Genomic DNA, 26,560 nt, shown 5'->3' with positions numbered 1-26,560 from the left:
AATCCTTCCCCCACCACCATCACTTCCCTGAAGCACAATAATCAACTCAAAAACTGCTGCTTAATGTCCTGCCCTTGGGGAAGGACGAGAATCTTCGACTAAGGTTCGATTCGAGCGTAGCGAGAAAGCGTTGCCGCAGGCAACGACCCGAAGGGCGAAGCGCGCAGCGCTGAGTAATCCTTCCCCCACCACCATTTTCTTCTGAAAGCATCTTCCCCAAATAGAGCCACACTGCCTTACATTCTGCCCGTCCAGCATGACCTTATCATACCTATAACGTCCCTGTTCTGTAGGTCGAATAAGCGAACCGCTCTCCGACAATGCAGATGTCCCCCATAAAAAAACCCCGCCGAAGCAGGGTTTTGTCTTACGGAAATAACGGATTAGTGACGTGCACGCACAATCTGGTATTTACGCGTCAGATACTCGACAGGAACGCTCCAGATATGCACCAGACGCGAGAACGGGAACAACAGGAACAACGTCATACCGAGCACCAGGTGCATACGGAAGATGAACGCCACACCGTCCAGATATTGAGAAGCGCCGCCGTGGAAAGTCACCACGGACTGTGCCCAGTTCACCAGCTTCATCATCTCGCTGCCGTCCATATGCTGGGCAGAGAATGGGATAGTCAGCAGACCCAACGCACACTGGATAACCAGGACAGATAGCACCAGAATATCCGCGCCAGTAGTGGTTGCGCGTACGCGTGGGCTGAACAGACGGCGTTTAAGCAGTAATACGCCCCCCACCAGGCACATCACACCGGATGCACCGCCAGCAAACATTGCCATCTTTTGTTTTACTTCCAAAGGCAGCCACGCTTCGTACATCCAGTGCGGCGTCAGCATACCAAGGAAGTGACCAGCGAAAATACCCAGGATCCCGATGTGGAACAGGTTTGACGCCAGGTTCATTCCTTTACGATCCAGCATCTGGCTGGAAGCCGCGCGCCAGGTGTACTGACCGTAGTCATAACGCAGCCAACTACCAATCAGGAAGACAGAACCCGCGATGTACGGATAGATGTCAAAGAAGAACGTATTCAGGAAGTGCATTATTGCTGTCCTCCGGTGGTGATATTCAGGTACTGCGGCGCAACGGCCCCGGCAAAACGACGCTGGTGAGCGGAGATTTCAGATTCGCCGCACCCCTGGTCGGCAAAGAATTTCACCTGCTCTTCTTCCCAGACCGCATCCAGCGCCTGCGGAGTGTCGTCACGAACTTCATCCGCAATTTTTTCAGCCACTTTGTTGCTGTCGATAGCAGCGTTAGCCAGTTTCAACAACAGATCGAACAGCACGGCGTAGCGGCTCTCGCGCTGTTGCAGACGCGCACTGAGCAGCGCCAGAATCGGTGCGATATCCTGCAAGCCGCCCAACGCTTCTTCCTTCGGCAACTGAGCCAGATATTCCAGATATAACGGAAGATGATCTGGCAGTTCGCGGCTGTCGAGCTGTAAACCGTGTTGCTCGTACTGAGCCATCAGGTCTACCATCGCCTGACCGCGATCGCGGGATTCTCCATGAACATGTTCAAACAACAGCAGAGAGGTTGCACGACCACGGTCGAACAGCTCGCTGTAGCTTGCCTGCACATCCAGCATATCCTGCGCGGTTAAATCACGCAGGAAGACGCCCAGGGTCTGAGCATCCTCTTTGTCCAGGTTCTCAGATGATGCGAGTGCATCGAAAAGTTCCTGCTGATGCTGCCACAGGGCAGCATCCGGGTATTCGAGCAGGCGCGAAACAATGACGAGTTCAATCATTGGTGCGGCTCCGTTTTACTGGTCACATCGACAGCATCGATGCGGCGGCTGTTGAACAGATTGAATTTTGTGTCAGAACCATGACAACCATCACCAAAGCTAAAGCCGCAACCCCCTTTCTCCGGGAACGCTTCGCGCGCCAGTTCACGATGGCTGCTCGGCACGACGAAACGATCTTCGTAGTTAGCAATCGCCAGGTAACGATACATCTCCTGTGCCTGAGCTTCAGTCAGTCCGACCTCTTCCAGCGCACGGGTGTCGACTTTACCGTCAACCGTTTCCGCACGTTTGTAGTGACGCATCGCCAGCATACGTTTCAGTGCCAACAGCACCGGCTGGGTATCGCCGGCAGTCAGCAGGTTTGCCAGGTACTGAACCGGAATACGCAGGCTGTCTACATCCGGCAGAATGCCATTGCTGCCCAGTTCGCCCGCGTCAGCCGCTGACTGAATCGGTGACAATGGCGGCACATACCAGACCATTGGCAATGTGCGATACTCCGGATGTAGCGGCAGTGCCAGTTTCCAGTCCATCGCCATTTTGTACACCGGAGACTGCTGTGCCGCGTCAATCACGCTCAGTGGGATGCCATCTTTCAGCGCCTGTTCAATGATCGCCGGATCGTTCGGATCGAGGAATACATCCAGTTGACGCCACGCGAGCGCGACATTCTGAAGCTGATTGCCCAGGGCCTACCAAACAAGATGATTGCCCGTCGTCTGGACATCACCGAAAGCACGGTAAAAGTGCATGTTAAGCATATGCTGAAGAAGATGAAACTCAAATCACGCGTTGAAGCAGCGGTGTGGGTGCATCAGGAACGTATATTCTGATAATGAGTTCCTGAAGTATTTTAACGAGGATCATTTTCCGACACGGTGATGAACGGTTCGGCCAGCGATAGCGTGATCTCATTGGAAGAGACACGCTGGCCCTGCCCGTCTTCCACTACCACTGACAACCGCCAGCGGTTTGTTGCCCCTTCGCTACCGTCCCACTTCGGCATAATAATCGTCCAGCCTTCCGCACTGCGGGTATTTGTCCCGGCCGTTAAGCTCAGTGCCTGCGTATCCCCCTGCCACGCCAGATGGCGAATACCATGCAGACTACGGACCTCAAGCTTCAGTACCACCGTTTCACCCGGTTTGAGATCCCAGGGCGGCGTTGCCAAAAAGATGGAAAGAGATTTGCGCTGGCGATATTCCATCGTTGGCAGATTATCACGTTGCGGAAAGTCATAACGACTGCCACGCAGTGACTGGCTGCTCGCCACTTCACTGACCATCAGCTGTTTTTTCAGCGGGACGCCAAAACGATAATTGAGGTTTAATCCAAGGTTATTTTGACTCACTCCACTTTCCCCCTGCTTGTGCTGTGCGGTCAATGTTATCAGTGGGACCGGCGTATAGCTTAGCCCCAGTTTGACCGCTACAGGGTTGTGGTATCCGGCTCCGGAATGAAACAGATCCACCCGATCGCCGAAATATTGTTCAACGCTGACACTGGTATTGAGGTGCTCATAAAATGGCACCCGCATCAGCGCGGTAAGGTCATACCCACGCGCCATCCGCTGCTCTTGCGTCGCTGAACGCTCCTGCCAGGCAGAGAACGGTTGATAGTAATTCGCGGATAAGCGCAGATACTCTCCCCACGCTTCTGCCCCCAATCCGCCCCGGGACAGATTTTCATCCAACAGGTTATCGTAAAAGGTGTTGTAGCCCAGCAACCAACCGTCCCGCACCCAGCGTTGTCCAATACCCACATTACTGACTAATCCCTCATCCTGTTGAGTCAGCCCCAACTGGCTCCAGGTAAGGTAACGCTGATTATCCTGCCAGGGTATAAACCAGTTACCACGACTGCCGCTAAAACTGCCCTCATTATCAATCTGGAGCCCAACGCTGGCTCTTCCCCAGGGAGAAAGCCATGATTCAAGCTGCTGATTAACCTGTTCGCTCACCGTGTCACGCACCTGGCCAAACGCGAACTGCTTCGCCTGCTCGCCCGTATCAAGCCCGTTGTCGGTCATACTGGCTTCGCCAAACGCTTTAACCATTTCAGCAAAATGCTTTTCTCCTGCCCTGGACTCCGGTGCCATGCCAAGGTCAGGCAGAGCATCATCATTATTGTCGAAAGGGTTTTCAGCTTTCTGAATAAAGGAAGGGTGTGCGCTGGCAATACCGCCTGCCGGCGGCAAGAGTAGGAGGAGATACAGCGGACTACAGACTATACGGCTCAAAACGTCAGTTGTTTCTTACATCAATAAATTACAGCGGCATACATATCCTAAACCATAGCGTTTTCACGCAATATTTGCAGCCCTGCTCTCTCTTTTCCGGATTATCCCTGGACGAAAAGTACTTGTGACCCGCCCCTTCACTCATGCTTCCTTTTCCATACAAACAACACGGAGTAACATAGATGCTGATGAGTAATCCTGTCCCCTGACAACCGGAGTCAAAATGCAAAAGATTGTGATCATCGCGAACGGTGCGGCCTATGGAAGCGAATCGTTATTCAATAGTCTGCGTCTGGCCATTGCGCTGCGCGAACAGGAGAGTAGCCTGGAGCTACGTCTGTTTTTGATGTCGGACGCAGTGACGGCTGGGTTACGTGGGCAAAAACCTGCGGAAGGCTACAATATTCAGCAAATGCTGGAGATTCTGACCGCGCAAAATGTGCCGGTAAAACTCTGCAAAACCTGCACCGATGGACGCGGGATCACCGCATTGCCATTAATCGACGGAGTGGAAGTCGGTACGCTGGTAGAACTGGCACAGTGGACGCTGGCGGCAGATAAGGTTCTGACCTTCTGATTCGCTAAGTTTCAGGCAAGCGCACTACCAGGAGCAGCTATTCCCCGATTTAATCTTACATGGGCGTGGTTTCACTGAAAGTTAGCACGCCCTTTCAACGCTTCTGAGGGATTTTGTCATTTTTGTTTAATCGTTATGCCATTTTTTGATCAAAATCAGCATCCTGTTACTCCCCCTTTGGTGTTATGCAATGAGTGAAATGTGAACAACATCACGCAGCACTTTCGAAAGAGAGTACGTTGTTTTCAAGAACGGGGTGAAAAATGGCATTAGTGAAGGCAAGTTTAAAGTTATTTGGTGGAGATACGGTGGTTGTGCGCTGCTCTGAGCGCTGTCACATCCACCTGATGAGCGAGAAAAATCACGTCAAAGACATGCAGACTGACATTTTAAGCGTGCAGGATCGTGATAACGCGTGGCTGACCGTACCGTACACAGGCGTCTGGAATGTGCTGATCGACAGTCACAGCCAGTCGCTGGAGCACTCAATCAGTTATATTGCAGCCTGATTGTAAAAGGCCCGATAGCGCATACGCTTATCGGGCATCTTACAGGTAAGCGGGTCCTCGCTTACGCATATCCTGGTCGCATAACTCCTTCCGGCAGATCCTCACCCAACAATCTTTTGACGGTTATCACCAGATCGTTAAGACAATCATCCTTCATTCCCAATCTGGAAAGCTCTTGTTCCAGCGAGAACAAATACTGTGCGTTAGTCCCTAATGGCCCACTGGCGGCAGCGATAAGCGGCGCTATGACCTGCGCTCGGGTATCGGACTCAAACAGTGGGTGACGCGGATCCATAATAAAGACCAGCGCATTGACCGTCCTGCCATCATCCAGCGCCAGCTGACACCAGGTTGGAAGATAACAGCCAGTAATCATTTCACGCTTCCACAGCAGGGAAAGCTCTTGTTCCAGGGTGGCATCCGGTAAGCGATATGCGACACCGGTCGTGCGCCCGCCCTCCTTCAGAGCCAGCATACGTCCTGGCTGACACGCCGTTCCTCGCCCCGCCGTCAGACGCAGACAAAAAGCCCGATGCCAGCCAACCAACGTCCCGGTACAGGACTCTTCAAACTCTAAAGCCGGGTTCCACATCAACGATCCATAACCAAAGATCCACACCGGTCCATCATCAGGTCGGCAAGAGAGCGTGGCTGCCAGTGAGGCTGCCCGTTGTTCCGCTGACCAGAGTAGTGATTCTTCAATTGTACCAAATGCCGTTTTACAGTCGGCATTCAACAAAAAATCACGCGTTAACACCTTACACCTCCGCCACTGCGACTTCCCTGCGACAACTTTTGACGCCTTCCGGGCTTTTTTACTGCTCATTTTGAAACCAATACCAGGACAATAGGCAATTCACCGACAGCTTGCAAGACAACAAAGGCTCAACGGCACTTTATATCCTGTTCCGATGACCCCAATTGTCCGAGTATTTGCATCATTACCATTGTCAATTTTTGTGCCCAATGGAAGCTAACACTTTGTTATTTAAACACTCTATAAACAAGATAAACGATTTTACTCACTTTGAGGCAAAAACTGACTCATGCCGTAAAATTACGTAAAAACAGATCGGAAATACCGAGAGATCTGTTATTTTTTACATTCTTTAATACATTTATAATTATAAATACCTGCAGAGATGGAGAATTAATTAAATGACACATACACATGAGGCGGTTAAAACCCGCCACAAGGAGACCTCGCTCGTCTTCCCGATTTTGGCGCTGGTAGTCCTGTTCTTATGGGGAAGCAGTCAGTCACTACCAGTGGTCATCGGCATTAATGCTCTTGCCCTTGTTGGTATATTAAGCAGCGCTTTTAGCGTTGTCCGTCATGCTGACGTATTAGCCCACCGTCTGGGCGAACCTTATGGCTCGTTAATCCTGAGCCTTTCGGTAGTTATTCTTGAAGTTAGTTTAATTTCCGCATTAATGGCAACTGGTGATGCCGCACCGACGCTAATGCGCGATACGCTCTACTCCATCATTATGATTGTTACCGGCGGTCTGGTCGGTTTTTCATTACTGCTGGGTGGGCAAAAATTTGCCACTCAGTATATGAACCTGTTTGGAATTAAGCAGTATTTAATTGCTTTGTTCCCGCTGGCTATTATTGTGTTGGTCTTTCCGATGGCATTGCCGGAAGCAAACTTCACTACCGCGCAAGCGCTGCTGGTAGCGTTAATCTCTGCGGCAATGTATGGCGTATTTCTGCTGATTCAGACCAAAACACACCAGAGCTTGTTTATTTACGAGCATGAGGATGAAAGCGACGACGACGATCCGCATCACGGTAAACCATCAGCACACAGCAATATGTGGCATGCTGCCTGGCTTATCATCCATTTAATTGCGGTCATCGCCGTGACCAAAATGAATGCCAATCCTCTGGAGACTCTGTTAACTGAGCTGAATGCACCAGTCGCATTTACTGGTTTCCTGGTTGCTCTGTTGATCCTCTCCCCGGAAGGGCTGGGAGCACTAAAAGCGGTGCTCAGCAATCAAGTACAGCGTGCGATGAATTTGTTCTTCGGCTCAGTATTAGCCACCATCTCACTGACAGTACCGGTGGTGACACTGATTGCATGGGCGACGGGGAACGATCTGGTATTTGGCTTAGGCGCGCCAGAGATGATCGTGATGGTTTCTTCGTTGGTGCTGTGCCATATTTCCTTCTCAACGGGGCGCACTAACGTGCTAAACGGTGCGGCACATCTGGCACTTTTCATCGCCTATCTGATGACGATATTTGCCTGACCGTGTAAAAAAGCCCGATAAGCGTTAACGCATATCGGGCTTACATGCCTGGTTTTGCAGACCGGATAAAACGCTCAGGCGTGTTATCCGGCAGACAAAAACCGCAGTTTAGTTTTCAGTATCCAGTTCGTCGAAACTTTTCACCAGATCATCAATCGCTTTAATCTGCGTCAGGAACTGTTCCAGCTTCGCCAGCGGCAGCGCGGACGGACCATCACATTTCGCATTCGCTGGATCCGGGTGTGCTTCAATAAACAGACCTGCCAGACCTACCGCCATACCAGCGCGCGCCAGTTCGGTAACCTGCGCACGACGACCGCCGGAAGCAGCGCCAAACGGATCTCGGCACTGCAGTGCGTGAGTGACGTCAAAAATAACCGGAGAGTTGCCGGAAACTTTTTTCATCACGCTAAAGCCCAGCATATCCACAACCAGGTTGTCGTAACCAAAATTGGCACCACGATCGCACAGAATAACTTTATCGTTACCGCCTTCATGGAATTTATCCACGATGTTACCCATTTGACCAGGGCTTACGAACTGCGGTTTTTTCACGTTGATAACGGCACCAGTCTTCGCCATGGCTTCCACCAGATCGGTCTGACGAGCAAGGAATGCCGGAAGCTGAATTACATCCACAACGTCAGCAACTGGCTGTGCCTGGCTGGCTTCATGAACGTCGGTGATCACTTTTACGCCAAAAGTTTGCTTCAGTTCCTGGAAGATTTTCATCCCTTCTTCAAGGCCTGGTCCACGGTATGAGTGGATGGAAGAACGGTTGGCTTTATCAAAGGAGGCTTTGAACACGTAAGGGATACCCAGTTTTTGAGTAACGGTTACGTAGTGCTCACAAATGCGCATCGCCAGATCGCGGGATTCCAGCACGTTCATTCCGCCAAACAGCACGAACGGCAGGTCATTTGCCACGTTGATGTCGCCAATGCTAACCACTTTTTGTTTCATAGGATCGCCTTAAACGGTAGGTAAAGTGTCATTAATCAATGCAATACAATTTGTTTGTGCGAAATAGTATTGATCTGCGCACGGATCATTTCGCTGATCGGGTCTTCCGGACACTGCTCAACGAAATAACTTAAATCATTTAATGCAACATGTTCACATTCCAGTTGCGCGTAAATCAATCCGCGATCGCGTATTTCATACGGGTCTTCAGGATTAAACTGCAATAACGCTTCGCTGGCGCGTAGTGCCAGCTCCATTTGACGCTCTTCCATTAGCGAAGATTTCAGCGTATCGAGCAGTTTGCGGATCACTTCCGCATTATCCGCTTCATCCAGATCTTCGTTAAATAACTCAGCAACCGGGCTGATATTCCCCTTCAGCCACACTTCCAGAGTGTGCTCATTTAACGTTTCGCCATTGAACGGATTGATCAGCCACATTTCGCCATCCAGCGATTCAATACGCAGAATTAACTGCGTCGGGAAAATCACCGGGACCAGCGGGAGATCAAGCCGATTGGCAATCCACAATAAGATTGCGCCAAGCGACACAGCGCTACCCTGGCGATTTTTCAGAACCTGGTCGAGCCATAGTGCATCAGAAAGACGATAGACGCCGCGGGTATCCGTAAACCCCCATTCGCCGTAAAAAAGTGCCAGCAGTTTTTCCAGTTGCTCATCCTGAGACAGGAGCTGGCTAATTTCTTCATGCGCCAGACTTGCCAGACGTTCCAGTTCGGCATAGACAGACTGTGTAGGGAAATCCAGGCGGATAGATTCCGATGCCAGGATCATTCCTTCGCACAATGGCGCTTTATTAAATTCGAAATCAGCTAACGACCTCATGACTTACCCCAGTAACGGTATTTTTGTGGTGGCGAGTTTAATGATGATGTACAGCACCACCAGCGCCAGCGGAAAAGCGATTAATCGCGCCTGCTGGCTGCGCGCCCGACGATAATCGAGCGCAATAAAACCCAAAACGATGTAAATGATAACCCCAAACAGCTTTTCAGTCAGCCATGTCCCCTGCCCGGTGAATGGCAGGATGTGCGTTTTAACGATCAACGCCACGCCGCTAAGTAATAAAACGGTATCAATGATCGGTGGCACAATACGCGACCAGCGCGCAGATGCAAGGCGTCCGTCGGTATAACGCCACCAGAAACGTAACGTTAACAGACCGACAGAAAGCGCGATGCTGATAAGATGAATGCTAAGTAGCACGCTGAATGTAGTCATAATGCGGTGTGTCCGAACGTAATTCGTTCGTTGCCGCCGTAGTCGCGACAGGTTTCAACAGCCTGGTAACCCGCGCGAAGAAAAGCATCGCGCACTGCCTGCCCCTGCTGCCAGCCATGTTCCAGTAACAGGTAACCACCGGGAATTAATACGCTGCGCGACTGGTCGATAATATGCACAATATCTGCAAGACCATGATCGCCCGCCACCAGTGCTGATAACGGCTCAAAGCGCACATCGCCTTGCGCCAGGTGCGGGTCCTGCTCATCGATATACGGCGGATTGCTGACAATCATGTCAAACTGTTCCCCCTGCAGGGCGCTAAACCAGTTGCTTTGCAATACGCGAACATTACTGACGGTCAGGTGCTGTGCGTTACGCGTCGCCAGATCAACAGCATCTGGCATGCGGTCAACTGCAGTTACCGCGCAATCCGGGCGCTCGGTAGCCAACGCCAGCGCAATTGCCCCCGTGCCGGTCCCCAAATCGAGAATACGACACGGCGAGGCCGGTAGACGCGCCAACGCCTGTTCAACCAGACATTCGGTATCCGGGCGCGGTATTAGCGTTGCCGGAGAAACAAACAGCGGCAGCGACCAGAACTCGCGAATACCGGTCAAGTGCGCCACAGGCTCTCCCCGCTGGCGGCGCGCCACCAGCGAGTCCAGCTGTTCACGCTGCGCCTCGGTTAATTCCGTTTCGCCAAATGCCAGAATAAAAGTCCGCCCCTTGCCAGTGACATGCTCGAGTATGATCTCGGCGTCACGGCGCGGGCTTTCGCTGTCCTGTAATTGGCTTATCGCCTCACGCAGCCAGTGCTGATAGTCCATTAATCCTGCTCGGACAATGCCGCCAGTTGGTCGGCTTGATATTCCTGGACAATTGGCTCAATGAGCATGTCCAGCTTACCTTCCATCGCTTCGTCCAGACGGTAAAGCGTCAGATTGATGCGATGGTCTGTCACGCGCCCCTGCGGGAAGTTATAGGTGCGGTTACGATCGCTGCGATCGCCGCTACCCAAGAGGTTACGACGCTCAGAAGCTTCTGCCTGCTGACGCCTTGCCACTTCGGCTGCACGAATACGCGCCCCCAGCACCGACATCGCTTTCGCTTTGTTTTTATGCTGCGAACGTTCGTCCTGGCATTCCACCACAATACCGGTCGGCAAGTGGGTAATACGGATTGCCGAGTCGGTGGTGTTAACGTGCTGACCACCCGCCCCCGATGAACGGAAGGTGTCAATACGCAAATCGGCCGGGTTGATGTCCGGCAGTTCTGCTTCTGGCAGTTCTGGCATCACCGCTACCGTACAGGCGGAGGTATGAATACGCCCCTGCGATTCAGTGGCCGGTACGCGCTGTACACGGTGGCCACCAGACTCGAACTTCAGACGACCATACACACCGTCGCCGCTCACCTTGGCAATAATCTCTTTGTAACCGCCATGTTCACCTTCATTGGCGCTCATTATCTCGACGCGCCAACGGCGTGATTCAGCGTAACGGCTGTACATACGGAACAGATCGCCGGCAAACAGTGCGGCCTCATCGCCGCCGGTACCCGCGCGAACTTCCAGGAATGCGTTGCGTTCGTCATCCGGATCTTTTGGCAGCAGCAGAACCTGCAGATGCTGTTCCAGCTGTTCACATTTTTCTTTTGCTTCGCGCAGTTCATCCTGCGCCATCTCACGCATTTCAGGATCGTCTAGCATCATCTGTGCCGTTTCGATATCATCCTGAACCTGTTGCCAGTCCGTAAAACAGCGAGATACATCGCTTAATTGGGCATATTCGCGCGACAATGCACGAAAGCGTTCCTGGTCTGCGATAGTTCCCGCATCGCCGAGCAGCGCCTGAACTTCTTCATGGCGTTCATGCAGGGCTTCCAGTTTGGCAACGATAGAAGGCTTCATAGGCGTAAATGCACCCTGTAAAAAATGAGATTGGTGTGCTGCTACTCCAGCCCGAGGCTGTCGCGCAGAATATTCAGGCGTTCACTATCCCCGTCACGGGCAGCCTGTTGAAGTGATTTGGTTGGTGCATGGATCAGGCGGTTAGTCAGTTTCCAGGCCAGATCCTGCATAATAACTTGCGCATCACCGCCCTGTTCAAGAGCAGCCAACGCTTTGGCGGTCAGTTCATCACGAACCTGTTCTGACTGACTGCGGTATTCGCGGATGGTTTCACTTGCGCTCTGGGCGCGCAGCCAGGCCATAAACTCGCTGGTTTCCTGCTCAACGATCGTCTCAGCCTCCACTGCCGCCGCTTTGCGCTGCGCCAGGTTATGCGAAATGATACTCTGCAGGTCGTCAACGCTATACAGGTAGGCGTTAGACAGTTTGCCAACTTCTGGTTCAACATCGCGCGGTACAGCGATATCGACCAGCAGCATCGGCTGATTGCGGCGATTTTTAAGCGCGCGTTCCACCATTCCTTTACCGATAATCGGTAGTGGGCTGGCTGTGGAACTAATAATGATATCGGCGTCCTGCAAACGCTCGTCGATTTCACTCAGTGAGATCACCTCGGCACCGACCTCATCTGCCAGAACCTGTGCGCGTTCACGCGTGCGGTTGGCAATAATCATCTTCTTCACTTTGTGTTCACGCAGATGACGCGCCACCAGCTCGATGGTTTCACCTGCGCCGACCAACAGCACGGTCACCGTGGAAAGAGATTCAAATATCTGACGCGCCAGTGTACAGGCGGCAAAAGCAACGGATACCGCGCTGGCGCCGATATCGGTTTCAGTTCGAACGCGCTTGGCAACCGAGAAGGATTTCTGGAACATGCGTTCCAGCGCACTGGCGTTCAGGTGACCTTTTTGCGAATCCGCAAACGCTTTTTTCACTTGACCCAGTATTTGTGGCTCACCGAGCACCAGCGAATCCAGGCCGCTGGCAACACGCATCAAATGGCTGACTGCGTCGTTGTCCTGGTGCCAGTAAAGGCTGCTGCGCAGATCGTCTTCATTCAGATTATGGTATTCGCACAACCAACGAATCAGCGCCTCTTGCAGGTTATCCTGCTCCTCGACGCTGAGGTAAAGCTCCGTACGGTTACACGTCGACAGCACCACCCCGCCCTGCACCATTGGCTGCGCAAGCAGGCTGTCCAGCGCCTGATCGAGCGTGTCCGGCGAAAACGTTACGCGTTCTCGCAGCGATACAGGTGCCGTTTTATGGTTAATACCAAGCGCTAAAAGGGTCATGTGTGCGGGAATAGTACCAGCGTTGATAAGGTTAGACTGGGGGCATCATACAGGATGCGTGCGGTCAATAAAAGAGACAGCCCCCTTTTGGAGTAATAGCTTACGGTTTAAATTAAGATAACGTGAACGTAGACGATATACCCGCTCGGCGCTAGCATTAAGGGTTATAACTGCAACCGATGGCAAGATTTTGCCGGATGGCTAAAAATTAGCCTTATCCGGCCTACGGGTTGAGTTTGTAGGCCTGATGAGTCGTAGCGCCATCAGGCAATTATTGCACCGTACTACAAGGATTTGTCATCATTATGACCCTGCCTGATTTTCGCTTGATCCGCCTGCTGCCGCTGGCAAGTCTGGTCCTCACCGCCTGTACGCTCAACGCGCCGAAAGGTCCTGGCAAAAGCCCCGACTCCCCAGAATGGCGTCAACACCAGCAGGAAGTGCGCGCACTACATCAGTATCAGACGCGCGGCGCGTTTGCCTACATTTCCGACCAGCAGAAAGTCTATGCCCGCTTTTTCTGGCAGCAAACCGGTCAGGATCGCTATCGTCTTTTGTTGACTAACCCACTGGGCAGCACCGAACTGGAGCTGAATGCCCAGCCAGGCAATGTAGAGCTTGTCGATAACAAAGGTAAGCATTACACCGCTGACGACGCCGAAGAGATGATCGGTAAATTGACCGGAATGCCAATTCCTTTAAACAGTCTGCGTCAGTGGATCCTCGGTCTGCCTGGCGAGGCTACTGATTACAAACTCGATGAGAAATACCGTCTGAGTGAAGTGAACTACAGTCAGGACGGTAAGAACTGGAAAGTGGTCTATAGCAGCTATGACAGTAAAACGCAGCCCGCTATGCCCGCTAATATGGAACTGTCGGACGGCGCTCAACGCATTAAGTTGAAAATGGATAACTGGATTGTGAAATGATGACCCACTGGCCCTCCCCGGCAAAACTGAATCTGTTTTTGTACATTACTGGACAACGTGCAGATGGTTACCACACGCTACAGACGCTGTTCCAGTTTCTCGATTATGGTGACGACATCACTATTGATGTGCGTAGCGACGGTGAAATTCACCTGCTAACCGCAGTTGAAGGCGTGGAGCATGAAGATAACCTAATCGTTCGCGCAGCACGTTTACTGATGAAAACCGCCGCTGGGAGTGGGCGCCTGCCCACAGGAAGCGGCGCGGACATCAGTATTAAGAAACGTCTGCCGATGGGCGGCGGTCTTGGAGGTGGCTCATCGAATGCCGCTACCGTGCTGGTTGCGCTAAATCATCTTTGGGGTTGTGGGCTGTCACAAGATGAGCTGGCGGCGATTGGATTAACGTTAGGCGCCGACGTACCGGTATTCGTGCGCGGACAGGCCGCTTTCGCCGAAGGTGTAGGCGAAGTCCTTACACCGGTTAATCCCCCCGAAAAATGGTATCTGGTCGCCCATCCTGGCGTCAGCATTCCAACACCGGTTATTTTTAAAGATCCGCAACTGCCGCGCAACACGCCAAAAAGGTCAATAGAAACGTTACTAAAATGTGAATTCAGCAATGATTGCGAGGTTATCGCAAGAAAACGTTTTCGCGAGGTTGATGCAGCGCTTTCCTGGCTGTTAGAATACGCGCCGTCGCGCCTGACTGGTACAGGGGCTTGTGTCTTTGCTGAATTTGACACAGAGTCCCGTGCTCGCCAGGTGCTTGAGCAAGCCCCGGAATGGCTCCAAGGCTTTGTGGCGAAAGGTGTCAACCTCTCCCCATTGCACAGAGCGTTACTTTAAATCATTCGGTTTCAGGAAAATGGTAAGATGGCGAATCCCCGGAAGCATACAAAATGTGACGGTGTGAATCATTGATGCCAGCAGACATGAAACGTGAATGACGATGAGTAAGCCGGGCAAGCTGAGTTGCGGTGACAACGTCACCCTGTTCCAGACGTTGCATCGCGCTCTTTAATACACCGCCTGGAGAGGATACTGCCTGGCCCGCACAGTTTTCGGCAGATTCTTTCCACCAATGGACGCATGCCTGAGGTTCTTCTCGTGCCTGATATGAAGCTTTTTGCTGGTAACGCCACCCCGGAACTAGCACAACGTATTGCCAACCGCCTGTACACTTCACTCGGCGACGCCGCTGTAGGTCGCTTTAGCGACGGCGAAGTCAGCGTACAAATTAATGAAAATGTACGCGGTGGTGATATTTTCATCATCCAGTCCACTTGTGCCCCTACTAACGACAACCTGATGGAATTGGTCGTTATGGTCGATGCTCTGCGCCGTGCTTCCGCAGGCCGTATCACCGCCGTTATTCCTTACTTCGGCTATGCACGTCAGGATCGTCGCGTACGTTCCGCTCGTGTACCGATTACCGCAAAAGTCGTCGCGGACTTCCTGTCCAGCGTTGGCGTTGACCGCGTCCTCACCGTTGACCTGCATGCTGAACAGATCCAGGGCTTCTTTGATGTACCGGTTGATAACGTATTCGGTAGCCCAATTCTGTTAGAAGACATGCTGCAGCTGAATCTGGACAACCCAATTGTGGTTTCTCCGGACATCGGTGGCGTCGTGCGTGCCCGTGCTATCGCTAAGCTGCTGAACGATACCGATATGGCTATCATCGATAAACGTCGCCCACGTGCGAACGTTTCTCAGGTGATGCACATCATTGGTGACGTAGCAGGTCGTGACTGCGTGCTGGTTGATGATATGATCGATACCGGCGGTACGCTGTGCAAAGCAGCAGAAGCGCTGAAAGAACGTGGTGCAAAACGCGTATTCGCTTACGCTACCCACCCGATCTTCTCAGGCAATGCGGCAAACAACCTGCGCAACTCTGTGATTGATGAAGTCGTTGTCTGTGACACCATTCCACTGACTGATGAAATCAAAGCACTGCCGAACGTGCGTACGTTGACCCTGTCGGGTATGCTGGCCGAAGCGATTCGTCGTATCAGCAACGAAGAATCCATCTCTGCTATGTTCGAGCATTAATCGAGCCCGGCTCAAAAACCCGCTGCGGCGGGTTTTTTTATCTGCAACATTTATTTGTATGACTTATGCCTCCTTCACCTGCCATTTAGTTGACAGATGATGCGCTCATGGATGAAACATTATTGTGAACAGATTATTTTCCTCACATGTGATGCCTTTCCGCGCTCTCATCGACGCTTGCTGGAAAGAAAAATATACCGTCTCACGCTTTACCCGTGATTTGATCGCCGGGATAACCGTTGGGATCATTGCTATCCCGCTGGCGATGGCACTGGCAATTGGCAGCGGCGTTGCGCCACAGTACGGCTTGTATACCTCAGCCGTTGCTGGGATTGTTATTGCCCTCACCGGGGGGTCACGCTTTAGCGTTTCTGGTCCGACCGCCGCCTTCGTGGTGATCCTGTATCCGGTATCGCAGCAGTTCGGATTGGCAGGCCTGTTGGTTGCCACGCTCATGTCCGGGATATTTCTGATCCTTTTCGGCCTCGCCCGCTTTGGTCGCCTGATCGAATATATTCCCGTATCTGTCACCTTAGGTTTTACGTCCGGTATTGGTATCACCATCGGTACCATGCAGATTAAAGACTTTCTTGGTCTGCAAATGGCTCATGTACCGGAGCACTACCTGCAAAAGGTAGGTGCACTGTTTATGGCATTACCGACCATCAACCTCGGCGATGCCGCTATTGGTGTGGTCACGCTTGGGATCCTGATTTTCTGGCCTCGTCTGGGGATCCGTCTGCCAGGCCATCTTCCTGCACTGCTGGCCGGTTGTGCGGTGATGGGCATTGTTAACCTGATGGGCGGCCATGTGGCGACCATCGGTTCTCAGTTCCACTATATTCTGGCTGACGGTTCCCAGGGTAACGGTATCCCACAACTATTGCCGCAACTGGTATTGCCGTGGAACCTGCCAGATTCAGACTTCACGCTAAGCTGGAGTTCATTACAGGCACTGTTACCCGCGGCTTTCTCTATGGCGATGCTGGGGGCAATTGAATCCCTGTTGTGCGCCGTGGTGCTCGACGGTATGACCGGAACCAAACACAAAGCCAACAGTGAACTGATTGGTCAGGGTCTGGGGAATATTGTCGCACCGTTCTTTGGCGGCATAACGGCTACCGCTGCTATTGCCCGCTCTGCGGCTAACGTCCGTGCCGGGGCAACCTCACCAGTTTCCGCAGTCATCCACGCAATTCTTGTGATCCTCGCTCTGCTGGTGTTAGCGCCGTTGCTCTCCTGGTTACCCCTCTCGGCAATGGCTGCACTGCTGTTGATGGTGGCGTGGAACATGAGCGAAGCCCATAAAGTGGTGGATCTGCTGCGCCACGCACCGAAAGACGACATCATCGTCATGCTGATGTGTATGTCGCTGACAGTTCTGTTCGATATGGTGGTCGCCATCAGCGTCGGTATCGTTCTTGCCTCCCTGTTGTTTATGCGCCGTATTGCCCGCATGACACGTCTGGCACCAGTGAACGTAGTTGTACCGGATGATGTGCTGGTACTGCGCGTGATTGGCCCACTGTTCTTTGCCGCAGCTGAGGGACTATTTACCGATCTCGAGTCTCGTATTGAAGGCAAACGCATTGTGGTGCTGAAATGGGACGCTGTACCGGTACTGGATGCTGGTGGCCTTGACGCCTTCCAGCGTTTTGTAAAACGTCTTCCGGAAGGCTGTGAATTACGCATCAGCAATCTGGAATTCCAGCCGCTGCGCACGATGGCGCGCGCGGGCATCCAACCGATCCCGGGCCGTCTGGCATTCTTCCCGAACCGCGACGCAGCGTTGGCGGATATTTAATGTTCATCTGTTACCGGCATGCTCTTGCCTGCCGGTAACACTTCTCTTCTGTAAACACGTCTGAGTTGTTATCATCATCTCTCCTGCTCTCTGACGATACCTGTAGCCATGAAATCTGACTCTACATTTGTCTATCGCGAAATCACCGAGACTGATATTCCAGCCGTGCAATCGTTTATTATCCGGCATCTGAATCTCTATTTTAATGCCAACAGGCCACTCCCCGACTCAAGTCAGGATGTGTTAGCGTTACGTTCACAATACATTCACCAGCCACGAAATCTGTTGATCGGCGTATGGGATGAACAACAACAGCTTATCGCCACGCTGGCGGTATGCCAGTACGATGACAGAATATCGACATTACGTGGGCGTTATAATTTATCTACAACCGCTGAGATTTGTCGTTGTTACGTTGAACAAAATTATCGTCGCCAGGGAATAGGCGGTCAGTTAGTTTCATTGGCAGAACAATTTTGCCTGCGTCAACAATATAAAACACTCTACCTGCACACCCATCACTTTTTACCCGGCGGTTATCCGTTTTGGCTACGCCATCATTTCACCGAGTTTTTAGATGAAGGTGGAGAACAACAAATTGTGCATATGGAGAAATATGCTATCGGAATGTGACATTGTGCAAATAATTAAATAATTGTGCATCCGCACTATTAATTCCGGTCATTTTTATCGCAGCAAAATTAATTGATCAGAATCAAATAATTCTCATTTAATTTATCTGATATTCACCATCAACATAGAACACACTAAAAAATATTCTCATAACCATCTGTTTTTAAAGGAATTAACAATAGCAAAACAAATACCCCTACTTATTCAAGCGGTTGACGCGATAATTGGATGCCGATACATTCGCCGATGACAGTATTTCAGAATGTACTTATTATTTTGAAACGGAATATGGTGCGGATTATTTCAATCTTATGCCATAGCTGCCCCCGCAACTGTAAGCGGATACAGAATATCTTCGTATGGTAATAAATCACCATAGGTCACTGTAAAGATTTATTTATGGGAAGGCCGATATTCTGATTGCCGCGAGCCAGGAGACCTACTGTCAAGGTTGTATACATTGAGTGGACGGGATGGTCCATGGGGTGATTTATTTGACGAACTAATGATCGTGATTACTGACCTGGTAGACGAGAATATACTTTTTTTTCATATTATCTTGTCTGTACATCATGATTCGATGTCATCTATCGTCATGCGCCTGTCCCGAAATTATATACCAGACGATCAGATTCTGGCATGAAAGGGACAATTATAATGCACGTTGACATTACCTCTTCTTATTCCAAACTTTCACTTCTGGCCTTGACTGGCGCCGCACTTTTCCTGGCCAGTAATATGGCTTCTGCGGCCAAAACAGAATATCCACTGACTATCAAAAACTGTGGCCGGGATATTACTTTTAATAAAGCTCCCCAGCGAGTTACCACCGTAGGGCAAAATAGCACTGAAATACTCTATTCTCTGGGTCTGGCCGATCGTGTTGTCGGAACGTCACTCTGGTTCGGTCCCGTCCCGGAACAGTACAAGGCGGTGAATGATAAAATTGCGGTCATTGCACAGAACATCCCGAGCTTTGAAGGGATTATTGCTAAAAAGCCAGATTTAGTAGCCAGCCAGTTTGAATGGCAAATTGGCCCTGCCGGTACGGTCGCGTCCTACGAACAATTCAGCGAATTGAAAGTTCCGGTTTATACCGCTCCCGCCGATTGTGCCAAAGATAACGAAGACGGCGGAGATGGTGTACGTAAGGGGATGTTTGATATCGCCATGGTTTACCAGGAAGTCGCAGATCTGGCAAAAATTTTCGATGTTCAGGACAAAGGTGATGAACTGATTGCCAGCCTCAATGCACGTGAGGCTGCGGCAAAATCCAAAATTACCGGTATGGACAACAACGTTTCCGCCGTCTTTTGGTTCTCCAGCGCCGATCTGCAACTTGACCCGTATGTCGCAGGAAAATTTGGCCCCGCCGCGTGGATCGCCCAATCACTTGGGGTGAAAAACGTCATTGATTCCGCCGAAGAGTGGCCAACTGTAGGCTGGGAGACCATCGCCAAAGCGGATCCATCGGTTATCGTTCTGGGCGAAATGGGACGTCGCCGTTTCCCAGCTGATGACTGGAAAGTCAAAATGGAATACCTCAAGTCTGATCCTGTCACCAGCCTGATCCCGACGGTTAAAGAAAACCACCTGCCAGTGATCGACGTGCAAACCATGAATGCCGGGATAAGAACTATCGATGGTCTTGAGAAACTCGCTGATGCGCTGGTGCAGTACGGCCTGGCACATCCAAAAGCCACTCATTAATCCTCGTCGCGCGTTATGCCTTTTGCAGGCATAACGCCCTTTTGTACTCAGGGCAGCCGTAAAATAATGAGTGAATTACGCAGGACGCGCCAGGCCATTCGTCAATTAACAAACCGGGCAGTGCTACACAGCCTCTGGGTCAGTGTGGTGATGTGTGGCGTTCTTCTGGCAGGGATCTCCATCGGTGAAACATTTATTCCGTGGCAGCACGTTATCCATACGCTGGCAAACCGACTGTTTGACACCCAGTATGTGGTGGACGCGTTGGATGCCGGGATTATCTGGAACTACCGTCTGACTCGCGCGCTGGTTTCCGCCTGTTGCGGCGCATGTCTGGCGGTTTCCGGGGTAGTGTTACAGTCACTGCTACGTAATGCGCTGGCCGAACCCTATCTGCTGGGGATTTCCGCCGGAGCGTCAACCGGAGCCGTGCTCATTGCATTAACCGGACTGGGTGCAGGGATCGTCAGCATGTCTCTCGGCGCATTTATCGGCGCCTTGACGGCGTTTTTGTTTGTCGCACTGTTGGCGATGGCTGCGCGGGGAAAACACGGTTCCGCCACCACGCAAATCATTCTCGCCGGGATTGCCAGCTCACAGTTGTTCAATGCCATCACTTCACTGATTATCACCCGCTCAGCCAATGCCGAGCAGGCTCGCGGCATTATGTTCTGGCTACTGGGCAACCTTAGCGGCGTTCGCTGGCCAGATGTGGTTCTGGCTATCCCAACTGCGCTGGTCGGCATAATTATCTGCTTTTGCTACGCCCGCCATCTTGATGCATTTTCCTTTGGCGCTGAATCGGCCGCATCGCTGGGTATTCCGGTTAAACGCACCCGCGTCGTACTGATTACCGCAGTGACGGGAATGACGGCCATTATGGTATCGATTGTAGGCGCTATTGGTTTTGTCGGGCTGGTCATTCCTCATGCCGCCCGTTTACTGGTGGGAAACCAGCATCACCGCTTATTGCCCGTAAGCGCCTTTATTGGCGCTATTTTTCTCATCGTGGCGGATGTCATCTCCCGAACCCTGCTTCCAGGGCAAGTTTTGCCAATCGGCGTGATCACCGCCCTGGTCGGCGCTCCCGCATTTTCACTCATATTGATACGAGGGAATCCGAGCAAATGACCGTTAACCCATGCTTTACATCACCTCTACGCAGAGCGAATGCGGCCAATCATGTGGTTTGCGCGCAAAATCTGCACTGGGAAGTGAAAGGCAAGGCAATTGTAAATGATGTCTCTTTTCAGGTTTCTCCCGGGGAGTTTGTTGGGATTATCGGCCCCAATGGTTCCGGGAAAACATCACTGATTTCGCTTCTGGCCGGTTTACTGAAACCCTCCGCAGGCAAGGTTTTGCTGAACAACAAAGACGTTCACTGCTATTCGCGGCGCCATTTGGCGCAAAAAGTGGCTCTTGTTGAACAACAGGCAGAAACCAGCGAGCGTCTTACCGCCATTCAGGCCGTTTCTCTTGGCCGCACACCATTTCTAAGCCTGTTGTCGCCATGGTCGCGTTCTGACGATGAGATTGTGCAAGCGATGCTGGAAAAAGTCTCCATGCAAAACGTACAGCATCGCTGCTGGCATACATTCTCCGGGGGCGAACGCCAGCGCCTGCATATAGCCAGGGCGTTGGCGCAACAACCGCAGGTACTGCTGATGGATGAGCCGACAAATCATCTCGATATCCAACATCAGATTGGCCTGCTCAACCTTGTCAAACGCGAGAAACTTACCGTTATTGCTGCCCTGCACGACCTGAATCATGCCGCAATGTTCTGCGATCGCATCATGGTGATGAAAGCCGGACAACTGGCGATGCAGGGCAATCCTTCTGCAGTGTTCACCCGAGAAAACCTTAACTGCTGGTTTGGCATCGATGCAATTGTCGAACGTCCACCTGATGGGGCGAGCTGCTTCATCCGCTACCAACGACCAGCGTAAATACCAAAGGAACTGAGATGAAATGTATTAAGCAAAGTCTGCAAATCCTGTGCCTGTTAGCCTTCACCTCCACGGCTTTTGCACAAACGCATGAAGTGCTGATGAAAAACCGAGGTGCTGGTGGGCCAATGGTCTACGAGCCGGACTATCTGGCGATCCAACCGGGCGATAGCGTGAAGTTTATCCGCAAACATAAGAGCCACAATGCAGCCTCGATTGCCGAACTCTCACCCGCAGGCTATCCCGGTTTCATTGGCAAAATCGATGAAGAGATTGAAGTCAAATACGACAACGCAGGCTTCTACGGCATCAAATGCTCACCCCACTATGCCCAGGGCATGATCATGCTGATCAAAGTCGGTGACGCCGTATTGCCCGACAGCTACCGCGCGTTTAAAGCACCGGGCCTTGCGGATAAACGCTTTCAGGATATTTATACCCGCATCGATAAACAGTAACGCCACGATAAAGGGAGAATACTGGTGGTGGATAAAAAACCCGATAGTGAAACGATCCAGACCGGGCGACGTGACTGCCTGTGCAAACTGACAAAATTTGTCGGCGCGGCGGGTGTCACTGCCGCCGTCTGGCCGCTCATCTCAGCACTGGGCCCGGATGATAAAACCGAGGCAGAAAATGAGCCAATTGATGTCTCTCTTGCAGGCGTAGCAGCAGGCCAGACAGTGAAGCGTATCTGGCAGGGAAAACTGATCCTCATTCACCACCGAACTCCGCAAGAGATTGCAGCGGCGCAACAGGCAGATAATCGATTACTGCTGGCTCCTCAGGCAGATAGCGAACGGGTTACAGCGGCACATCCACAGTGGCTGGTTATACAGGGCTATTGCCCTCACGCGGGGTGTGTTCCTAACGCCAACCCCAGTGGCCAGGGATGGATCTGTCCGTGTCATGGTTCAGAGTTTGATACCTCCGGACGTGTGACGCGCGGTCCAGCCACTGCGAATCTGGCAATCCCGGACTATACCTTGTCTGCCGATGGTCTGAGCGTACGTATTGGTGCAAAGGATGCCTGATATGAGCACTTCTGATATAACGACGTCATGGCGCAACTTTCAGTTGCGCCTTCCGCTTCCCCGCTCCGTTTCCGGGCTGTGGGTATTTGCTATCGGTTTGATATTGCTGGTGATGCTGGGTGTCCAAATCCTGTCGGGCATTGTACTGGCAATGTTCTACGTACCTACGGCGGAGTCCGCATTTGATTCCATTATTCATATTATGCGTTCAGTCAGGCACGGTGAACTGGTGCGCAACATGCATGCAACTGGCGCTTCACTCTTTTTCTTTGCCTGTTATTTGCATATTTTCCGCGCGATGTATTACAACGTTTACCGCAAACCCTATCTGAAGATGTGGACCATCAGCGTGACGTTATATGTGCTGCTGATGATCACTGCTTTTCTGGGCTATAGCCTTATTTGGGGGCAAAAAAGCTACTGGGCCGCCACGGTTATTACCAGTTTTGCCCGGGCAATTCCGTTTATCGGGGATTCGCTGTATACCTATTTAGTCGGTGGATATGCGCCCGGTACATCAACACTTGGGCGTTTTTATGTGCTTCACTTTATTATTCCATTCGCGATTGTCGCGGTGACGATATGGCATGTACGCACCGTTCAGTCGGCTTTTGCCCATGCGATGAAGAAAACATTTTCCGCACAAGAGTCTCAACGGCTGCTGTTTGATTTTCGCGTCACCGAGAGCGATGCCATTAAACTCACTCTCTTTTTAATGTTGTTTACCTGGTTTCTCTTCTTCGCGCCCCATTATCTCAGCAGCGCCGATAACTTTATTCCCGCCGACCCGACAGTCACGCCGGCCATCGTCGCACCGGAATGGTACTTTCTGCCCTTCTTCTCTATTTTGCGCTGCTTTCCCAATGAGCTGGCGGGTATTACTGCGATGTGCGCCTCGGTACTGATTTTCTATTTTCTCCCCTGGCTGGATACGTCACGTGCGCGGTTTCGCAACTATAGCAAGCTGGTTAAAGTCAGCTTCTGGATTTGGGTAGGCAACGCCTTCTTTTTAGGCTGGCTGGGATCAAAAGCGTTGGTTGGTCCGGATTTAGTTGATGGGTTTAATCATGACGAGGGCTGGATCCGTGCAGCATCTCAGCTTTCAACGCTGGTCTATTTCGCATGGTTTCTGATTGTTCTGCCGTGTCGACGCTTACTGGAAAAACAGGACTGACATTATGGGACGATTTTTAACGTACACCACCCTCAGTCTGGGTCTGTTCTTCAGCAACGTACTCAGTGCGCAGCAACCGCCACCGCAGACGTGGTCTTTTAGCGGTGCGAACGGCAAATACGACACAGAGCAGTTACGACGCGGTCTGCAGGTTTACGAAGAAAAATGTCGGGCCTGCCACAGCATGAAATATCTGACGTTCCGAACGCTGACCAAACCGGGAGGGCCGGAGCTGAGTCAGGCTGAAGCTAAAACAATGGCGAGCGGTTACGTCTTTGCAACCGTGGAGGACGACGGGCAACCCGGCGAACGGGATGGCAATCTGAATGATGTCTTTGCTTCCCCTTATCTCAATGAGCAGGAAGCCAAATACCTCAACAATGGCGCGCTGCCGGTAGATTTGAGCTATATCGTTCGGGCACGAACCTACGATCGCGGATTTCCACAATTTTTACTGGATGCGTTTATTCCTTATTCCGAACAAGGGGCTGATTATATTTATGCATTGCTGACGGGGTATGTTCCCGATGATCCTGAGATGAAGGCTAACCGGTATTTCCCGGGCGGGATTATCAATATGCCAAAACCACTGACAGACGGTGAGGTAATCTGGGCTACGCAAACACACATACCCCAAACGGAAGAACAGTACGCACGCGATGTCACCGCATTTCTGGCGTGGGTAGCCGATCCGCAGCTGGAGTCGAGAAAGCATCAGGGAATGTATGCTATGGGATATCTGGCGGTTGTTTTGGCGCTAGTCGTGTTATTACAGCGCATCCGCTCCCGCTCGCGCAGAAACAAGGCGAACTAACAACCAGTCAGCATAAAGCTGACTGGTCTACAATAACGTCACCGCTTAGCTGTGGCGTTGGCTGTTATTCCGGCGACAGCGTTTGTCGTAATGACGAACCCACCAGTAGCGGTCGCTGATTTGTTCATGCCCACCGACGCGGGCCCCCGCCAGCCAGAGAACACCACCAACAAAAATACTGAGCACAGCACCATGTGCGAAAAACTGTGGCAGATTAAATTGCGGCAACTGATTTAAAATAGAATAGCCAACACCGACAACCATCACCACCAACCCTAAAGCCATGAGCACGTTACCGAGTAACGAAGCATTTTTGCGTTTCATGTGTCACCTCCGGAACTTTGGGTTGCTACAGGGAATACCCCTAATCCTTATGTGTAAAGTATAGACAACACTGCCGTTTGCATGTGCGGGAGCGATCACAATTACAAACACCAATGCAACAAAACTTTACAAATAAGCTACTGAACAACCTCATTTTCTAATAGTCCATTTGGGCAATTATTCAGATTTTGCAGTTACGCACGCAGTTTTTTGTCAAGCGCACCGACAGACAGTAAACTACACGCCGGTTATAGACACACTCAGGACAAAATACGTGACGATTAAATTGATTGTCGGCCTGGCGAACCCCGGCGCAGAGTATGCGGCAACGCGACATAATGCAGGCGCATGGTACGTCGATCTACTGGCAGAGAGATTACGAGCCCCCCTGCGCGATGAGCCGAAATTCTTCGGTTACACCTCCAGAGTGACGCTCGAAGGTGAAGATGTCCGTTTGCTGGTGCCGACCACATTTATGAATCTGAGCGGCAAGGCCGTCGGCGCGATGGCCAGTTTTTATCGCATTAACCCCGATGAAATTTTAGTCGCCCACGACGAATTGGATCTGCCCCCGGGCGTCGCAAAATTTAAGCTTGGCGGTGGTCATGGTGGGCACAATGGCCTGAAGGACATCATCAGCAAGTTAGGCAATAACCCGAACTTTCATCGTTTACGCGTCGGAATTGGCCATCCTGGCGATAAAAACAAAGTTGTCGGCTTTGTTTTAGGTAAACCGCCTGTTTCAGAACAGAAGTTAATTGATGAAGCTATTGACGAAGCGGCTCGTTGTACCGAGATTTTATTCAAAGATGGCCTGACGAAAGCAACGAGCCGCTTACATACCTTTAAAGCTCAATAAGCAGTGATGTGCGGCATTTTTCTCGCGTGCTGTGTATAATAGGCAGAGTTATTTACTTTTCTACAATCTGTTTTCTATAACAGGTTGAATATCAAAAGATTAAGGTGATTTAAACATGGGATTCAAATGCGGTATCGTCGGTTTGCCAAACGTAGGCAAATCCACCCTGTTCAACGCGCTCACAAAAGCGGGTATTGAAGCGGCAAACTTCCCGTTCTGTACTATCGAGCCGAACACCGGTGTTGTTCCGATGCCCGATCCGCGTCTGGATCAACTGGCCGAAATCGTAAAACCACAGCGTATCCTGCCAACCACAATGGAATTTGTGGATATCGCGGGCCTGGTAAAAGGCGCGTCCAAAGGTGAAGGTCTGGGCAACCAGTTCCTGACCAACATCCGTGAAACAGAAGCTATCGGTCACGTAGTTCGCTGCTTCGAAAACGACAACATTATCCATGTTAATAATAAAGTGGATCCGGCTGACGATATCGACGTTATCAACAC

Annotated in this window: 28 protein-coding genes, 1 other RNA gene, 2 pseudogenes and 1 riboswitch; of the genes and pseudogenes, 19 read left to right on the top strand and 12 right to left on the bottom strand. The window is 51.4% G+C overall.

All coding sequences use genetic code 11. The annotated features are described in order from the left end of the window. Nucleotides 1–63 precede the first annotated feature (63 nt). Nucleotides 64–194: non-coding RNA, RtT sRNA (locus tag OH663_RS05015), on the top strand. A gap of 189 nt (nucleotides 195–383) precedes the next feature. Here OH663_RS05015 and narI read toward each other — a convergent pair. The 3 genes and pseudogenes from narI to OH663_RS05000 form a co-directional block, all read right to left on the bottom strand. Continuing rightward, nucleotides 384–1,061 carry a respiratory nitrate reductase subunit gamma gene (gene narI / locus OH663_RS05010; RefSeq protein WP_045443634.1) on the bottom strand — a complete coding sequence of 226 codons (678 nt, stop codon included), beginning with the start codon at nucleotides 1,059–1,061 and terminating at the stop codon, nucleotides 384–386. Then, a complete protein-coding gene (gene narJ / locus OH663_RS05005) occupies nucleotides 1,061–1,771 on the bottom strand; it encodes a nitrate reductase molybdenum cofactor assembly chaperone (protein WP_045443637.1) in 711 nt (236 codons plus the stop codon). Before narJ ends, narI begins: the two co-directional genes overlap by 1 nt. Then, nucleotides 1,768–2,424: pseudogene (locus tag OH663_RS05000) on the bottom strand (nitrate reductase subunit beta); the annotation flags it as partial. The pseudogene OH663_RS05000 and the gene narJ, both read right to left, overlap by 4 nt. Here OH663_RS05000 and OH663_RS04995 point away from each other — a divergent pair. Next, nucleotides 2,416–2,604, top strand: a pseudogene (locus tag OH663_RS04995) (LuxR C-terminal-related transcriptional regulator); the annotation flags it as partial. The pseudogenes OH663_RS05000 and OH663_RS04995 sit on opposite strands and share 9 nt — an antisense overlap. 20 nt (nucleotides 2,605–2,624) lie before the next feature. Here OH663_RS04995 and OH663_RS04990 read toward each other — a convergent pair. Then, nucleotides 2,625–4,010 (bottom strand): YchO/YchP family invasin, encoded by a 1,386-nt coding sequence (locus OH663_RS04990; protein ID WP_200010991.1) that lies wholly within the window; start codon nucleotides 4,008–4,010, stop codon nucleotides 2,625–2,627. Between the two features lie 223 nt (nucleotides 4,011–4,233). On the opposite strand from OH663_RS04990, the gene OH663_RS04985 reads away from it, so the two are divergent. Beyond that, entirely contained in the window at nucleotides 4,234–4,587 is a 354-nt protein-coding gene (locus OH663_RS04985) for a DsrE/DsrF/TusD sulfur relay family protein (RefSeq protein ID WP_045443655.1), read from the top strand. Nucleotides 4,588–4,850: 263 nt separating this feature from the next. Next, nucleotides 4,851–5,096, top strand: a complete 246-nt coding sequence (locus OH663_RS04980) for a DUF1883 domain-containing protein (protein ID WP_045443658.1) — start codon at nucleotides 4,851–4,853, stop codon at nucleotides 5,094–5,096. Nucleotides 5,097–5,157: 61 nt separating this feature from the next. Here OH663_RS04980 and OH663_RS04975 read toward each other — a convergent pair whose 3' ends face one another. Continuing rightward, the gene (locus tag OH663_RS04975; protein ID WP_045443661.1) at nucleotides 5,158–5,853 is read right to left on the bottom strand and encodes a gamma-glutamylcyclotransferase; all 696 of its coding nucleotides are present in this window, start codon (nucleotides 5,851–5,853) and stop codon (nucleotides 5,158–5,160) included. Nucleotides 5,854–6,254: 401 nt separating this feature from the next. Between OH663_RS04975 and chaA the strand changes: the two genes are divergently transcribed. Further along, a complete protein-coding gene (gene chaA, locus OH663_RS04970) occupies nucleotides 6,255–7,355 on the top strand; it encodes a sodium-potassium/proton antiporter ChaA (protein ID WP_200010993.1) in 1,101 nt (366 codons plus the stop codon). A 108-nt stretch (nucleotides 7,356–7,463) separates the two neighbouring features. Here the strand turns inward: chaA and kdsA are convergent, their stop codons facing one another. The 6 genes from kdsA to hemA are packed head-to-tail and all read right to left on the bottom strand — an operon-like array spanning nucleotide 7,464 to nucleotide 12,769. After that, on the bottom strand, nucleotides 7,464–8,318 hold the full coding sequence (gene kdsA / locus OH663_RS04965) for a 3-deoxy-8-phosphooctulonate synthase (RefSeq protein WP_003020772.1): 855 nt from the start codon (nucleotides 8,316–8,318) through the stop codon (nucleotides 7,464–7,466). A 35-nt stretch (nucleotides 8,319–8,353) separates the two neighbouring features. After that, nucleotides 8,354–9,163, bottom strand: a complete 810-nt coding sequence (gene sirB1, locus OH663_RS04960) for an invasion regulator SirB1 (protein ID WP_045443670.1) — start codon at nucleotides 9,161–9,163, stop codon at nucleotides 8,354–8,356. A gap of 3 nt (nucleotides 9,164–9,166) precedes the next feature. Beyond that, nucleotides 9,167–9,559: an invasion regulator SirB2 gene (gene sirB2, locus OH663_RS04955; RefSeq protein WP_045443673.1), complete on the bottom strand. Its 393-nt coding sequence runs from the start codon at nucleotides 9,557–9,559 to the stop codon at nucleotides 9,167–9,169. Continuing rightward, complete coding sequence (gene prmC, locus OH663_RS04950; RefSeq protein ID WP_048221364.1) at nucleotides 9,556–10,389, bottom strand: peptide chain release factor N(5)-glutamine methyltransferase; 834 nt, start codon at nucleotides 10,387–10,389, stop codon at nucleotides 9,556–9,558. Before prmC ends, sirB2 begins: the two co-directional genes overlap by 4 nt. Further along, complete coding sequence (prfA, locus tag OH663_RS04945) at nucleotides 10,389–11,471, bottom strand: peptide chain release factor 1 (RefSeq protein ID WP_045443679.1); 1,083 nt, start codon at nucleotides 11,469–11,471, stop codon at nucleotides 10,389–10,391. The genes prmC and prfA overlap by 1 nt, the downstream gene beginning before the upstream one ends. Before the next feature lie 41 nt (nucleotides 11,472–11,512). Beyond that, on the bottom strand, nucleotides 11,513–12,769 hold the full coding sequence (gene hemA, locus OH663_RS04940) for a glutamyl-tRNA reductase (protein ID WP_200010995.1): 1,257 nt from the start codon (nucleotides 12,767–12,769) through the stop codon (nucleotides 11,513–11,515). 305 nt (nucleotides 12,770–13,074) lie between these two features. Here hemA and lolB point away from each other — a divergent pair, with 305 nt between their 5' ends. From lolB to OH663_RS04880, 12 genes are all read left to right on the top strand, one after another. Then, on the top strand, nucleotides 13,075–13,698 hold the full coding sequence (lolB, locus tag OH663_RS04935; RefSeq protein ID WP_045443685.1) for a lipoprotein insertase outer membrane protein LolB: 624 nt from the start codon (nucleotides 13,075–13,077) through the stop codon (nucleotides 13,696–13,698). Further along, complete coding sequence (gene ispE, locus OH663_RS04930; RefSeq protein WP_045443688.1) at nucleotides 13,695–14,546, top strand: 4-(cytidine 5'-diphospho)-2-C-methyl-D-erythritol kinase; 852 nt, start codon at nucleotides 13,695–13,697, stop codon at nucleotides 14,544–14,546. Before lolB ends, ispE begins: the two co-directional genes overlap by 4 nt. Nucleotides 14,547–14,807: 261 nt before the next feature. Then, a complete protein-coding gene (gene prs / locus OH663_RS04925; protein ID WP_001518537.1) occupies nucleotides 14,808–15,755 on the top strand; it encodes a ribose-phosphate diphosphokinase in 948 nt (315 codons plus the stop codon). A 124-nt stretch (nucleotides 15,756–15,879) separates the two neighbouring features. Further along, complete coding sequence (gene dauA / locus OH663_RS04920; protein WP_071828963.1) at nucleotides 15,880–17,559, top strand: C4-dicarboxylic acid transporter DauA; 1,680 nt, start codon at nucleotides 15,880–15,882, stop codon at nucleotides 17,557–17,559. Between the two features lie 108 nt (nucleotides 17,560–17,667). Further along, complete coding sequence (locus OH663_RS04915; RefSeq protein WP_045443697.1) at nucleotides 17,668–18,192, top strand: GNAT family N-acetyltransferase; 525 nt, start codon at nucleotides 17,668–17,670, stop codon at nucleotides 18,190–18,192. A 233-nt stretch (nucleotides 18,193–18,425) separates the two neighbouring features. Further along, a riboswitch (cobalamin riboswitch) is annotated at nucleotides 18,426–18,653 on the top strand. Nucleotides 18,654–18,849: 196 nt separating this feature from the next. Then, nucleotides 18,850–19,902 (top strand): ABC transporter substrate-binding protein, encoded by a 1,053-nt coding sequence (locus OH663_RS04910; RefSeq protein WP_200010997.1) that lies wholly within the window; start codon nucleotides 18,850–18,852, stop codon nucleotides 19,900–19,902. A 66-nt stretch (nucleotides 19,903–19,968) separates the two neighbouring features. After that, nucleotides 19,969–21,033, top strand: a complete 1,065-nt coding sequence (locus OH663_RS04905; RefSeq protein WP_200010999.1) for a FecCD family ABC transporter permease — start codon at nucleotides 19,969–19,971, stop codon at nucleotides 21,031–21,033. Next, nucleotides 21,030–21,851, top strand: a complete 822-nt coding sequence (locus tag OH663_RS04900) for an ABC transporter ATP-binding protein (RefSeq protein ID WP_200011001.1) — start codon at nucleotides 21,030–21,032, stop codon at nucleotides 21,849–21,851. Before OH663_RS04905 ends, OH663_RS04900 begins: the two co-directional genes overlap by 4 nt. A 17-nt stretch (nucleotides 21,852–21,868) precedes the next feature. Continuing rightward, nucleotides 21,869–22,309, top strand: a complete 441-nt coding sequence (locus OH663_RS04895; protein ID WP_200011004.1) for a pseudoazurin — start codon at nucleotides 21,869–21,871, stop codon at nucleotides 22,307–22,309. Between the two features lie 24 nt (nucleotides 22,310–22,333). Further along, a complete protein-coding gene (gene petA, locus OH663_RS04890) occupies nucleotides 22,334–22,885 on the top strand; it encodes a ubiquinol-cytochrome c reductase iron-sulfur subunit (protein WP_048221359.1) in 552 nt (183 codons plus the stop codon). 1 nt (nucleotide 22,886) lies between these two features. Beyond that, a complete protein-coding gene (locus OH663_RS04885; RefSeq protein WP_200011007.1) occupies nucleotides 22,887–24,059 on the top strand; it encodes a cytochrome b in 1,173 nt (390 codons plus the stop codon). A gap of 4 nt (nucleotides 24,060–24,063) precedes the next feature. Further along, entirely contained in the window at nucleotides 24,064–24,873 is an 810-nt protein-coding gene (locus tag OH663_RS04880) for a cytochrome c1 (RefSeq protein WP_045443718.1), read from the top strand. Nucleotides 24,874–24,918: 45 nt separating this feature from the next. On the opposite strand, the gene ychH is transcribed toward OH663_RS04880, so the two are convergent. Then, complete coding sequence (gene ychH / locus OH663_RS04875; protein WP_045443721.1) at nucleotides 24,919–25,197, bottom strand: stress-induced protein YchH; 279 nt, start codon at nucleotides 25,195–25,197, stop codon at nucleotides 24,919–24,921. Between the two features lie 274 nt (nucleotides 25,198–25,471). Between ychH and pth the strand changes: the two genes are divergently transcribed. Beyond that, nucleotides 25,472–26,056 carry an aminoacyl-tRNA hydrolase gene (gene pth, locus OH663_RS04870; RefSeq protein WP_016153302.1) on the top strand — a complete coding sequence of 195 codons (585 nt, stop codon included), beginning with the start codon at nucleotides 25,472–25,474 and terminating at the stop codon, nucleotides 26,054–26,056. A 115-nt stretch (nucleotides 26,057–26,171) separates the two neighbouring features. Next, the coding region (locus OH663_RS04865; RefSeq protein WP_263525693.1) for a GTPase at nucleotides 26,172–26,560 on the top strand (389 nt) is incomplete at its 3' end.

The sequence above is a fragment of the Citrobacter sp. Marseille-Q5395 genome, from assembly GCF_947057495.1.
Classification (GTDB): domain Bacteria; phylum Pseudomonadota; class Gammaproteobacteria; order Enterobacterales; family Enterobacteriaceae; genus Citrobacter; species Citrobacter murliniae.
Note: the sequence above shows the minus strand (reverse complement) of the source record. Positions and strands in the feature narration are given on the sequence as shown.

Excerpts from the sequence above, each read along its gene's own strand:
- narI (WP_045443634.1), bottom strand. The coding sequence starts at position 1,061 with ATGCACTTCCTGAATACGTTCTTCTTTGACATCTATCCGTACATCGCG.
- narJ (WP_045443637.1), bottom strand. The coding sequence starts at position 1,771 with ATGATTGAACTCGTCATTGTTTCGCGCCTGCTCGAATACCCGGATGCT.
- OH663_RS04985 (WP_045443655.1), top strand. The coding sequence starts at position 4,234 with ATGCAAAAGATTGTGATCATCGCGAACGGTGCGGCCTATGGAAGCGAA.
- OH663_RS04980 (WP_045443658.1), top strand. The coding sequence starts at position 4,851 with ATGGCATTAGTGAAGGCAAGTTTAAAGTTATTTGGTGGAGATACGGTG.
- chaA (WP_200010993.1), top strand. The coding sequence starts at position 6,255 with ATGACACATACACATGAGGCGGTTAAAACCCGCCACAAGGAGACCTCG.
- kdsA (WP_003020772.1), bottom strand. The coding sequence starts at position 8,318 with ATGAAACAAAAAGTGGTTAGCATTGGCGACATCAACGTGGCAAATGAC.
- sirB1 (WP_045443670.1), bottom strand. The coding sequence starts at position 9,163 with ATGAGGTCGTTAGCTGATTTCGAATTTAATAAAGCGCCATTGTGCGAA.
- sirB2 (WP_045443673.1), bottom strand. The coding sequence starts at position 9,559 with ATGACTACATTCAGCGTGCTACTTAGCATTCATCTTATCAGCATCGCG.
- prmC (WP_048221364.1), bottom strand. The coding sequence starts at position 10,389 with ATGGACTATCAGCACTGGCTGCGTGAGGCGATAAGCCAATTACAGGAC.
- prfA (WP_045443679.1), bottom strand. The coding sequence starts at position 11,471 with ATGAAGCCTTCTATCGTTGCCAAACTGGAAGCCCTGCATGAACGCCAT.
- hemA (WP_200010995.1), bottom strand. The coding sequence starts at position 12,769 with ATGACCCTTTTAGCGCTTGGTATTAACCATAAAACGGCACCTGTATCG.
- lolB (WP_045443685.1), top strand. The coding sequence starts at position 13,075 with ATGACCCTGCCTGATTTTCGCTTGATCCGCCTGCTGCCGCTGGCAAGT.
- ispE (WP_045443688.1), top strand. The coding sequence starts at position 13,695 with ATGATGACCCACTGGCCCTCCCCGGCAAAACTGAATCTGTTTTTGTAC.
- OH663_RS04915 (WP_045443697.1), top strand. The coding sequence starts at position 17,668 with ATGAAATCTGACTCTACATTTGTCTATCGCGAAATCACCGAGACTGAT.
- OH663_RS04910 (WP_200010997.1), top strand. The coding sequence starts at position 18,850 with ATGCACGTTGACATTACCTCTTCTTATTCCAAACTTTCACTTCTGGCC.
- OH663_RS04905 (WP_200010999.1), top strand. The coding sequence starts at position 19,969 with ATGAGTGAATTACGCAGGACGCGCCAGGCCATTCGTCAATTAACAAAC.
- OH663_RS04900 (WP_200011001.1), top strand. The coding sequence starts at position 21,030 with ATGACCGTTAACCCATGCTTTACATCACCTCTACGCAGAGCGAATGCG.
- OH663_RS04895 (WP_200011004.1), top strand. The coding sequence starts at position 21,869 with ATGAAATGTATTAAGCAAAGTCTGCAAATCCTGTGCCTGTTAGCCTTC.
- OH663_RS04885 (WP_200011007.1), top strand. The coding sequence starts at position 22,887 with ATGAGCACTTCTGATATAACGACGTCATGGCGCAACTTTCAGTTGCGC.
- OH663_RS04880 (WP_045443718.1), top strand. The coding sequence starts at position 24,064 with ATGGGACGATTTTTAACGTACACCACCCTCAGTCTGGGTCTGTTCTTC.
- ychH (WP_045443721.1), bottom strand. The coding sequence starts at position 25,197 with ATGAAACGCAAAAATGCTTCGTTACTCGGTAACGTGCTCATGGCTTTA.